The organism is Parabacteroides sp. AM58-2XD, assembly GCF_003463685.1.
Classification (GTDB): Bacteria; Bacteroidota; Bacteroidia; order Bacteroidales; family Tannerellaceae; genus Parabacteroides; species Parabacteroides segnis.
This window is the reverse complement of sequence record NZ_QSDP01000025.1, coordinates 1-11963: the sequence shown is the minus strand read 5'-3', so window position 1 is coordinate 11963 and position 11963 is coordinate 1. Positions and strand designations below refer to the sequence as shown.

Genomic DNA, 11963 nt, shown 5'->3' with positions numbered 1-11963 from the left:
AACTATTCTCCCTTTTCTTTGGGGACGTATAAACGCAGAAAAATTAATCCACTTTTCAGTTCTTTCTGAAGTTTCCATTGGGAGTAAATTGTTTCAATGTGTTCGTCATCCCAATTGAAGAGATTCGAATATAAAACATAACGACTATTTTCTAACTCAGCAGAAGAAAAACGCCGGTTATCATCAGTTATATCCATATTTGCAAACAAGGCATCCATTGGAAATGCTGCTGTTACAGAATTAATCTCTATATGTTCATTCTCCAAATAATCGATCATCTCTTGGCGCAATGAATAATAAGGCAGATGACATAACACACTGTCCCAAGCTTTTGACATCTTCTCCGAATAAACCCAAAAGTTTCCGCTGACCAGTATACAAATCATCCCTACCAATAAAATTCGCACAGACCTTGTTTCATATACTTTAAATAAAAGCTGAGCAGTGATTAATGCCAGTAATATGTACAAAACCAGAAAATATCGGTCTCCAAAGGGGTTTGTTACTGGAATTGTAACTAACATCATAGTAAATAAGACACTCAAATAAATGAGAGATAACGGAGATTTGGAAAGATAAAGAAAGAAATTTTTTATCCCCATTTTAATGATTGAAGCAAATAGCAAAATCCAGACAACAATTCTCCCTGAATCCAACATCCTTACAGCCAAACTTGCTATATTCTTAACTATTTGCCCAAATGTTGCAAACTGCCGATGATCCTCATATCCAAAACCGGGTTGATACAGAAAATATCCGGTTTCCACCTTCCGGTATATAAACCATCCGCCTATCGCCAAAAGAGTCGGTATAAATACAGGGAAAACATATAAGAACGAATTTTTGAAAGATTTCTTATGAATAACATTTTCTATCAGCAAATATCCCAACCCCAATCCTGAACAAACAACCAGCCCTCTAATACTTACCAATCCCAGGCACATGGCAGATACAGCCAACCAAATTCGCCGGTTATCCAAAATCAAATTGATACTCAACAAAGCAAAAAAACACAGGATGACATCCGGAGAAATTAAAATCATCTGGGTGGAAAGTGCCGGTTCCAATAAAACCAACAAAAATATATAAGGTGTATATTTCGTCTCCAGCCTTTCACACAAGCGATAAACTTGCCAGATCACTCCCAATGAAAATACAGTTATAGATAAATGAGCTACCAACAAACTTTTTCCGAATAAAGACCAAAGAAGAGCCAGATACAGATGAGCCAAAGGGGGTTCTGCAACATATTGGGCCGGATAGACAAAAGACAGAAACCCATTTTCTAATAAATAACTTGCCGGCATAGAATACCCGGCAGTGTTATCCCAGAAAAAACAGTTCTCTAACGTAAAGAATTTCAACACCAGAAACAAAATCAGTACTACATATTTTATCATAATAATTTATTATATCGGATTTACACTATTTCATTTGTTTAAATTCTTCATTTTCTAAAGCTCTGATTCCTTCTATTATATAATCTCTTCTTAAATCGTCCGGTTTTAAAATCAACTCATTCCATTGAAGCAGATCAATATCAATTGGAACAATTCCGAAATTTTTATCGTCAGGCATACGTTGCAGTTTGTACTCTATACGCTTCAACAAATGCTTTATTTCATCCGGCTGTTCTGATGTATAAGCTACGGCCACCCGATTCAAAAAAGGAGCAGACCCTGTTAATCCGATCGGCTTCGTATATACAGAATTTGAAAAAGCTATAGAAACAAACTGGTTTCGCAATATACGCACCGCCTCCGCCATATTCTTTTCCTGATCTTGATTTGAACCTAAGCTCAATATAATTTTATTCAGCATATCGCTTATTTTATTTATTCAATGCAAAACTAGGAAAAAATACCTATTAGTTGGTATTGATCATGTAAGCATTTCACCATACCTTTGTGCGAGAATTTAAGAAAATGAGATTATCAGAGCTTCACACAGGTGAAAAAGGCGTTATAGTCAAGGTGATGGGACGCGGAGCATTCCGCAAACGCATCATTGAAATGGGATTTATCAGGGGAAAAGAGGTGGACGTTATACAAAATGCTCCACTGAAAGATCCTATCCACTATCGTGTAATGGGTTATGACGTTTCTTTGCGACGGAATGATGCAGCAATGATTGAAGTAATCAGCGCAGCCGAATACGCAAAGGCACAAATGTCACAACAAAGTGAAGAACGTTCCGCCGACTCTTATATACTACCTTCAACAGAAGATTTACAGGCACTTGCAATACATAAAGGAAAAACAATAAACGTTGCCTTGGTTGGAAATCCCAACTGTGGAAAGACTTCTTTATTCAATTTTGCATCCGGAGCCCACGAACACGTAGGAAACTACAGCGGAGTCACTGTTGATGCCAAAGAGGGAACCTTCCAACAAGATGGCTACACATTCCGGATCGTAGATTTACCCGGAACTTATTCCTTATCGGCCTATACTCCGGAAGAACTTTATGTCCGCAGGCATCTCAGCGAAGAACAACCGGACGTTGTGATCAATGTCCTGGATGCATCAAACCTGGAAAGAAATCTTTATCTGACCTGTCAGCTCATCGATATGGACGTCCGGTCTGTCATCGCCTTGAATATGTATGACGAATTGGAACGGTCTGGAAATAAATTCGATTACGAATCGTTATCCCGGATGATCGGTACCCCGATTGTTCCGACAATCAGCAGAACCGGTTTCGGTATTGAAGACCTTTTCAAACGGGTCATAAAAGTATATGAAGAAGAAGATCCTGTTATCCGTCATATCCATATAAATTATGGAGAAGTACAGGAAAAAGGTATTACAAATGTACGGCATGTCATAAAACAAAACGGAAATGTAGCAAAAAGCCTTTCCAAACGTTATCTCTCCATCAAGCTATTGGAAGGAGACCCTGAAATAGAACGTTTTATCCAGACATTACCCGGTTCCGAAACAATCATAGAAGAACGTGACCAGAATGTTACACAGATAGAAGAGTTATTGCTTGAAGACAGCGAAACGGCGTTTACCAATGCCCGCTACGGGTTTATCTCCGGTGCGCTACGGGAAACTTATGAGCAAAATAAAATAAAAGAAGCGACCAGCACTCAGATCATAGACTTATTCGTTACACATAAAGTATTGGGATTCCCCATATTTATTCTCTTTATGTGGATCATGTTCGAGGCGACATTCCGTTTGGGAGCCTATCCTATGGAGTGGATCGAAAATCTGGTTGGCTGGATCGGTAATTTTGTACGGGGAAACATGAGTGAAGGTCCGTTAAAAGACTTGCTGGTCGATGGTATCATCGACGGTGTCGGCGGTGTCATCGTTTTTCTTCCAAACATCCTGATACTGTACCTGTTTATTTCATTCATGGAAGATTCGGGTTATATGGCACGTGCTGCTTTCATTATGGATAAGATCATGCACAAAATGGGACTCCATGGTAAATCTTTCATTCCTTTGGTAATGGGATTCGGTTGTAATGTGCCGGCTATTATGGCCTCCCGTACGATTGAAAGCCGCAATAGCCGTATGATCACCATGTTGGTTAATCCGCTAATGAGTTGCAGTGCCCGTTTACCGGTATATGTGTTACTTGCTGGTGCATTTTTCCCTAATAACGCAAGTTTCATTCTCCTGTCATTATATGTTTGCGGTATTCTTCTGGCTGTTGTTATGGCACGGCTGTTCAAACGTTTCCTTTTTAAAGAAGAAGACGTACCTTTTGTGATGGAACTTCCCCCCTATCGAATGCCTACTGCAAAATCGATTATGATCCATATGTGGGAAAAAGCGAAGCAGTATCTCCACAAAATGGGAGGTGTCATTTTAGTCGCTTCTATTATTATCTGGTTCCTGGGATACTTCCCCCGCCACAGTGAGATGGGAGATGCATTCGACAAGCAAATTGCAGAAGTGGAAAATGCCGAACTGGATTCCAAGGAAAAAACGGAAACAATTGCGGAGTTGGAACGGTTAAAGAATATGGAGCACCAAAAGAACTCTTATATCGGAACGATAGGACAAACAATCCAGCCTGTTCTTCACCCATTAGGATTCGATTGGAAAATGAGTGTCAGCTTATTGACCGGTATGGCAGCAAAAGAAGTCGTAGTCAGTACGTTAAGTGTCCTGTACACCGGAGATGAAGAGGATAGCCAGGTTTTATCCGAACGTATAAAACAGGATTTGGATGAAGAAGGCAATCCGGTCTTTACACCTCTTATCGCTTTGAGCCTGATGCTGTTTGTTCTCATTTATTTCCCATGTATCGCAACAATCTCGGCCATCGTCAATGAATCGGGATCATGGAAATGGGGAATATTTGTAATTGTGTATACATGCGTTTTAGCATGGATCGTCTCGTTTGTGGTTTATCAGACGGGGAGTTTGTTTATTAATTTATTAAATTAAAGACTATTGGTTATGTGGCAGGAAATAGCAATCATATTAATAGGTATTATCATTATACTGTATCTTGGACGGAAAATATATCGATTCATAATTCATCCGTCCAAGAAGGACACCCCTTGTGCTGGTTGCTGTGGATGCTCGTTAAAAGAAAAAAGATGAAGTAATTTTACTGTCACATAACACTCGCAGTTACTTGATTTCATTCTTTTCAGATTTATCATTTGTGCGATATAAAAAATCTTGTATATTTTAGTCAAACCCAGAACCGAACAAGTTGTTTGTGTCGTTCTCATATAATATATCCATCCTCTTTTACGATAAATCAAACTAATTTACTCCATATTAAAACACATTTCGTATATTTGTCAATTAATTCATATTCTGGTTTAACAACTTCAAAATGATAATATCAAATTTACAGAATCAGGAATTACGATTAAAATAAAACAGATTCTATGAGATAGTATCACTACCGGAAATCCGGTAAAAGTAATAAAGAAAATTAATCTTATACAATGAATTTTCACTTTCATAATATACTGGGTGGGAGCAAGCGGACTTCCCTTCTGAAAAAAAATATTGCAGCCTCAATTTTTATAAAAGGAATAAGCATACTTAGCTCACTGCTTTTGGTACCGCTTACTTTGGATTATGTAAACAAAGAGTTGTATGGAATATGGTTAACACTATCCTCCATCGTGGTATGGATCAATTTTTTTGACATAGGCTTAACGTTAGGGTTAAAGAACAGATTAACAGAGGCACTGACAACTCACGATTATGCGCGTGGGAAAAGTCTGGTGTCAACCACCTACTTTATGATGCTCGCGATATTCATTCCTGTATCTATTGTAGTAATGCTGTTGATCCCATTCATCAATTGGCCTGAATTACTGAATGTCCCAACTATCTACAATAAAGACATCCAGATTGTGTTATACTTATTAGTAATCTTCATGACTATACAAATGTTCTTCAATGTGTTGAATACAGTTGTATCAGCCTATCAGAAGACTGCTATGGCATCCTTATTTGCCATGTTAGGGCAACTGTTATCATTATTGCTGATATTCATCTTAACTCGTACAACCCCGCCTTCCTTGATCGGTTTGGCCTTTGCTATATCCTTATCTCCTATTGTTGTTTTAATAATTTTCTCACGTATTTTATACACAAGCTCTTTCAAAGAAATATCCCCGTCCTATAAATATATAGATTTAAAACAAATAAAAGACCTATTCAACCTCGGTATCAAATTCTTCATTATACAAATACAGGTTATCGTCCTATACCAATCAACCAATATCATCATTTCGCATATTTCTGGTCCGGAAGCCGTCAGTCAATACAACATTGCCTACAAATACTTAGGGATATCTACTATGATTTACAATATCATCCTAACTCCTCTTTGGCCGGCTTTTACCGATGCATACGCTTTAAAAGACTATACTTGGATGAACCGGATATATAAAAAAATGTGCTTGGTTTATTCGATAGTATTACTCGGCATAATAATCCTTATCGCTTTATCTCCATACCTCTACTATTTCTGGGTCGGAGATAAAATAGAAATCCCATTTGAAATAACGCTATGTCTCGGTATTTTTTTGGCTGTAAATTCATGGGATTCATTACAGGTATATATGATTAATGGTGTTGGTGCTATTAAACTTCAAACCTATGTTGTATTAATCGGTTTGATTTTTCACATACCATTAGCCTTATTTTTAGGCAATAAAATGGGTACTATCGGCGTTATATTATCAATGACTTGTATTAATCTTATCTATTCTGTCATTTTCACAACGCAGATCAATAAGATCTTAAAACACAAAGCTCATGGTATTTGGAATAAATAATCCTATTAATATGAACAGATTAAAGAAACATATTAAAAATAAATTACCATTTATCATCCGTTTAAAAACCATTTGGAATCAATTACGATTCAACTACATATCACCTCTGAATTTAGAAAATTTTGGATTCAGAGGTAAAGAATCACATATCATGCTTCCTGCACATATTGCCAATGCTCAAAATGTATATATGTACGAACAAACTCGTATTCAATCCAACGCAAAGATTATTACATATACGGGTAAGTTTATCATGAAAAAGTATTCCGGCGCAGCTCCCGGATTAACTGTTATAACAGGAAACCATACACCAACAGTAGGTATCCCTCATTATTTATTACCTCTATCAAGAATAAATGACATGGAAAAAGATGTTATTGTTGAAGAAGATGTTTGGATTGGAGCTAATGTTACTCTTTTATCGGGAGTTACTATAGGACGTGGTGCCATAATTGGAGCTTCAAGTGTCATAACAAAAGATGTTCCACCTTATGCAGTCGTAGTTGGAACTCCTTATAAAATCATCGCTTCTAAATTTTCCATGGAAGAAATCATGGAACATGAAAAACGACTTTATCCAAAAGCGGAACGCTTTGACAAAAACTTCTTAACACAACTTTTTAATCAGTATTACATAGGGATGCATTCTATTGGCAAAACGATGACAGCAGAAGATGAAATACGATATCAAAAGTTTCTCAAAAAAATCAATTAAACTAACATCTCTAAAAAAGATTTTATCGTCATGAAAGTAGTTCATATTGTATTTGGAATGGAATATGGAGGTATTGAGACTATGCTGGTCAATATAATGAACGAGCAAATAAAACATACCGACATATCTTTGATTATTGTTAACAATCAGGAGGAAAAATCCATTACTCGGGATATTAATGACAAAATCCGAATTACAAGAATTAATCGTCCTGCAGGATCAAAAAATCCTTTTTATATATTTGCTCTTAATTATTTGTTATGGAAAAGGCACTATGATATAATACACGTCCATGTCCCAAACACCATAAAATTCATATTCTTGAAAGCTATTACAAATAAAATATGCCTCACTGTACATCATATAAGTACTTCTGAAGACATCTCTTATTTACACAAATACAAGCATATCTTTGCCATTTCAAACTCCGTACAAGAAGATCTGGCTAAATATCTGAAAAGAAAAGTTCCTATTGTATTAAATGGAATAGATTGTACTAATATTGTTTCTCAAAAGGGAGTTACAGACCATCCTGTTTTCCGTATAGTACAAATCGGCAGATTAGTACATACGAAAAAAGGGCAAGATATCCTAATCGAAGCAGTTTCCATACTACATCAAAAAGGGTACAAAAACATATCGGTTGATCTTATTGGAGACGGTGAATCCAAAAGCTTCTTGAAAAACTTAGTGAAATCAAAGCAATTGGAAGAACAAATCCATTTTTTAGGAAGTAAAGAACAATCATACATATTCAGCCATCTGAAAGAGTATGACTTATTTGTACAACCGTCACGAAAAGAAGGTTTTGGCCTGACAGTAACAGAAGCCATGGCAGCCAAAGTGCCGGTATTGGTCTCCAATCAAGAAGGTCCAATGGAAATTATTGAAAACGGAAAATACGGATACTATTTTAAAAGTGACGATGCGACCAACTGTGCCCATGAGATCGAGAAAATAATGAACACTCCAACACACGAGATAGTATCCAAGGCATATCAACAAGTTATAAGCAGGTTCAATGTCAAAAAGACAGCGCAGGAATATATCGAACAATACAAAAAAATAAACTCCTAATTACACGAGTCATAAAAATATTAAATAAAAATCATGAAGTTAACATTTGAAAAATTATTTTCTATTCCTAAAAGCTTCTGGGTTAGTATTCATTATTTCCCATTTAAAGAGGCTATAAAGCTTCCTATTTTGGTGAGGTATAACACTCGTTTAATTGCTATCAGCGGTTTAATAAAAATCAACAAATCCGAGGGAGTAAAAACAGGTATGCTATCAATCGGTTTTGGGAATGTGGGAATATTCGATAAAAAATATGAAAGAAGCATTTGGGAAGTAACCGGATGTATAGAATTAAAGGGTAAGGTAGCATTCGGGCATGGTTGTAGGTTATGCGTCGGAAAAAATGGCACACTGACTATTGGTTGCCATTTTAATAATACAGCAGCAATGACTATTATATGTCAAAAGCATATAACATTTGGAGACAACGTCATTACGAGTTGGAACACTTTAGTGATGGATACAGATTGGCATTCTATTGTAAATGTGGAAACAAATGAAATTTATCCTATATCAAAAGATATCGTTATTGGTAATAATGTATGGTTGTGTACTCGTAGTGTAGTTCTTAAAGGTTCCGTTATTCCAGACGGCTGTATCGTGGGAGCCAATTCATTATGTAGTAAAAAATACACTCTGGATAATTCTCTGATAGCAGGGAACCCGGCTGAAATACGAAGGAAAAATGTAACAATGTATAGAAATTAAGTGAATAGACTATAAGCATCCGTTATATTGTTTTTATATTTAAATATATTTTATAAAATGAAAATTTTGATAGATCCTAGATGCATGTTTAACTATGCTTCTTTTTACATACAAGGTTTGCATGAATTTTATGGTAAAAACAATGTAAGTTTTGCAAAACATGAATTTAAAGAAGTTAGCTATGAATACTATCGTATAATGTGCTATGAAATAAGAGACGGACAGAAAATTAAACGAATTGTAATCGATTACCAAGATTTTAATACTATAGTAAATGATGCCTACGCATGGTGCGATATATATGCTAAAATCAATGTAAGCAAAGAGGATTACAACTCTGGTAAATACAGCAAACTCCTATGTATTCCCCCTGGATTCGGTATTAAAATTTACGGATTATGGGGAAGCTGTTGGCAAGCCTTAAAAAACACATTTAATATACATAAAAACGGTTGGAATTTATATGGAACCAAGAGTATGTATATCAGAGAATATCTTTCCAATTGGCATTCAAGAGCTACACTTAATACATATTTAGCAGAACAACGCTCATTTCCTAATTATATATTTTTTATAAGTACTTTATGGGATAATCGTATTCAATCTACTCCGACCAATCAGTTAAGAGCAAAATTCATAAGAATATGTAAATCTTTAAAAAACAAACACTTCGAAGGAGGATTATTTGCAAAACCGACTAATCCGGATTATGAAAAATATAGCGATTTAGTCTTTAAACAAAAGTATAAACATATAGATTACATCAAATCTACCCAAAAATCTGCTATCGTATTCAATGTGCCAAGTGTCCTTGATTGCCATGGATGGAAATTAGGAGAATTTTTAGCAATGGGAAAAGCTATCATTTCAATGCCCTTATTCAATCATTTGGCTTTTCCTTTAATAGATGGAACCCATATTCGTTTCTGCCAAGATGAAGAGGATATAGAAAAAGCCATTCTCGATATAATATATGATGAGCAAAAACGGGAGAAGATGGAGCAAGCAGCCAAAAAGTATTTTTTAGATTATGCCACTCCCCTCAAAGTTATTGAACAAATACATTGCAAGGCATTAAGCGACTATCCTTAACAAATGGGGAAACGTCATATTTAGATTGTTACCATATCAATATATTAAATTATTATATGTAGAATAGGACTTGACTTTTTATTTCAGCTGGCTAAAAACCATTTATTTTATATAAGTAACTGTAAGCGATTTAATAATAATAATCGTAGCAACAAATATTTATACATTATGACACTACTCCAATCGTTAAGCAAAGACAGGAATTATTACATGGGAACTGCTATAATCTTAGTATTGTTCTACCATTTAATGGGCGCCTGCGGATCTTCTTTCAAACTCCTGAAAATATTCATGGGAGGATATATAGGTGTAGATATCTTTCTATTCCTAAGTGGACTTGGTTTATGCCATTCATACGACAACCACACGCTTAAAGATTTTTATAAAAGACGATTTGTTCGAATTTATCCCTTATTTTTATTATTCGCTATCATTCGGACACTAATGCACGCCAACCTCTTAAACATAAATGTCAGTTTATGGGACTGGTTTTGCAATCTGACCACTTTATCATATTACCAGATAGGGGGGTTCTTCATTGATTGGTATTTAAGTGCATTATTTATTTTATACCTACTTTTTCCTATATTCAGAAAAAAAACCAACATTGTAACTATATCTTTATCAATTGCCTTAATTATAATAATATATTATTTTGTAGGGAAACCTTATTGGACTTACGACTGTTTAATTTCAAGAATCCCCATTTTTATGGCGGGCATATATATGCATGACCATCCTAACAAATTCAAACAACTCTTTTGGGGATTCACTCTCTGTCTATTGCCGGCTTTTTTACTTAACTCTTCAAACTTCTTGTATGCCACTTTATCTACACCTTTACTCTTTATAGCTTTATATGCCTTAATACAACCTATAAATATAATCAAAACAAAACATTGGGTGGAGATTTTAGGTAAGTATTCCTTAGAAATCTATATAGGGAATTGCTTGACTATGGAAATATTCCATGACATAATAGTAGAAAAAGGCATCGATATTATCGTATATACATTCGGCACAATTTTATTTTCGATTGTTTTTGTTTTATTAGGCAATTTATACGAACAAATTTTAAGACGCAGAGGATAGATTCCGTAGCAAAAATTCCTCCATAAAAGAAAAGCAAAATCTTATGAAGACGCTACGTATAAGATCATACCACATATCTAAAAGAAATTAAATAAATACATTATAGAATATTAAGCAATCATTCCTTATCAAACGGATTTTCATAAATATGTAACAATTGCTGTCCGAAATAATAAAAAAATCTAATATCATCAATAAAATAACGTTTAAACAATCTCTTTGGTTCCTGTATGCAACGATACAACCACTCCATACCTATTTGTTGCATAAACCTAGGAGAACGTTTCAATGTTTTAGCTTCAAAATCTATAGTAGCTCCCAATCCCATAAACAAATCTATTTCAGGGAGAAATTCCCTGTACTTCATAATCCACTTTTCTTGTTTAGGAGCGCCTACCCCAACTAATAGCACATTAGCACCAGATTTACGTATTATATCTATAATAGAACGACATTCTACCTCATTTTTTTCGAAACCAAAAGAAGGAGAATGAGCACCCACTATAATCTTTCTTCCTATTTGATCATTTATTTCCGCCATGGCTTTTAAAGCGACTCCTTCAACTGCTCCCAATAAAAATATTTTACAATTCGGATCATCTTTATGATATTGATAAAATGCAGTAAAAAAACTACTACCTGGAATAGCTTGAGGAAATGACCGCTTTAAGAATTTTGAGACAAAATATAAAATCTTACTATCGCATATTACCCACTCAGCCTGTTGATATACATTGTAAAATTCTTTATCTTTTTGGAGCTTGACTAAATGATCTATATTCGGTGTTATTAAAACACCTTTTTTTAACCGAAAGAGTAACTCCGCTTGCGTTATTGACAAGATGTCCACATTTAGTATTCTTATAGTATTTTTTATCATAGAGATATAACTTGATATTCCTTCATAATAAAGCAAATTTACTCAAAAATTTCAAATCTCAATAATAAAGGCATCTATTTGTCACAATATTCTCCATTAAGTTTATCGAATGAAAACACCCTGACTTC

Annotated in this window: 10 protein-coding genes; 7 read left to right on the top strand and 3 right to left on the bottom strand. The window is 35.1% G+C overall.

Translation table 11 applies throughout. From position 1 onward, the window contains the following. Positions 1 to 2 precede the first annotated feature (2 nt). Together DXA15_RS08140 and DXA15_RS08135 are read right to left on the bottom strand one after the other, a co-directional pair. Entirely contained in the window at positions 3 to 1400 is a 1398-nt protein-coding gene (locus DXA15_RS08140; RefSeq protein ID WP_128133705.1) for a glycosyltransferase family 39 protein, read from the bottom strand. A gap of 25 nt (positions 1401 to 1425) precedes the next feature. After that, positions 1426 to 1821 (bottom strand): 2-amino-4-hydroxy-6-hydroxymethyldihydropteridine diphosphokinase, encoded by a 396-nt coding sequence (locus tag DXA15_RS08135; protein WP_128133704.1) that lies wholly within the window; start codon positions 1819 to 1821, stop codon positions 1426 to 1428. A 104-nt stretch (positions 1822 to 1925) separates the two neighbouring features. On the opposite strand from DXA15_RS08135, the gene feoB reads away from it, so the two are divergent. The 7 genes from feoB (at position 1926) to DXA15_RS27910 (ending at position 10955) form a co-directional block, all read left to right on the top strand. Beyond that, complete coding sequence (feoB, locus tag DXA15_RS08130; protein ID WP_128133703.1) at positions 1926 to 4409, top strand: ferrous iron transport protein B; 2484 nt, start codon at positions 1926 to 1928, stop codon at positions 4407 to 4409. 515 nt (positions 4410 to 4924) lie between these two features. Then, positions 4925 to 6271 carry a lipopolysaccharide biosynthesis protein gene (locus DXA15_RS08120; RefSeq protein WP_128133701.1) on the top strand — a complete coding sequence of 449 codons (1347 nt, stop codon included), beginning with the start codon at positions 4925 to 4927 and terminating at the stop codon, positions 6269 to 6271. Further along, positions 6252 to 6986: a DapH/DapD/GlmU-related protein gene (locus DXA15_RS08115; protein WP_233566978.1), complete on the top strand. Its 735-nt coding sequence runs from the start codon at positions 6252 to 6254 to the stop codon at positions 6984 to 6986. Before DXA15_RS08120 ends, DXA15_RS08115 begins: the two co-directional genes overlap by 20 nt. A 30-nt stretch (positions 6987 to 7016) precedes the next feature. Continuing rightward, entirely contained in the window at positions 7017 to 8063 is a 1047-nt protein-coding gene (locus DXA15_RS08110; RefSeq protein ID WP_128133699.1) for a glycosyltransferase, read from the top strand. Positions 8064 to 8096: 33 nt separating this feature from the next. Beyond that, a complete protein-coding gene (locus DXA15_RS08105; protein WP_128133698.1) occupies positions 8097 to 8771 on the top strand; it encodes an acyltransferase in 675 nt (224 codons plus the stop codon). 57 nt (positions 8772 to 8828) lie between these two features. Further along, the gene (locus DXA15_RS08100; RefSeq protein WP_128133697.1) at positions 8829 to 9863 is read left to right on the top strand and encodes a glycosyltransferase; all 1035 of its coding nucleotides are present in this window, start codon (positions 8829 to 8831) and stop codon (positions 9861 to 9863) included. 168 nt (positions 9864 to 10031) lie between these two features. Next, a complete protein-coding gene (locus DXA15_RS27910; RefSeq protein ID WP_128133696.1) occupies positions 10032 to 10955 on the top strand; it encodes an acyltransferase in 924 nt (307 codons plus the stop codon). 118 nt (positions 10956 to 11073) lie between these two features. Here DXA15_RS27910 and DXA15_RS08090 read toward each other — a convergent pair whose 3' ends face one another. After that, positions 11074 to 11835: a WecB/TagA/CpsF family glycosyltransferase gene (locus DXA15_RS08090; RefSeq protein ID WP_128133695.1), complete on the bottom strand. Its 762-nt coding sequence runs from the start codon at positions 11833 to 11835 to the stop codon at positions 11074 to 11076. Positions 11836 to 11963 lie beyond the last annotated feature (128 nt).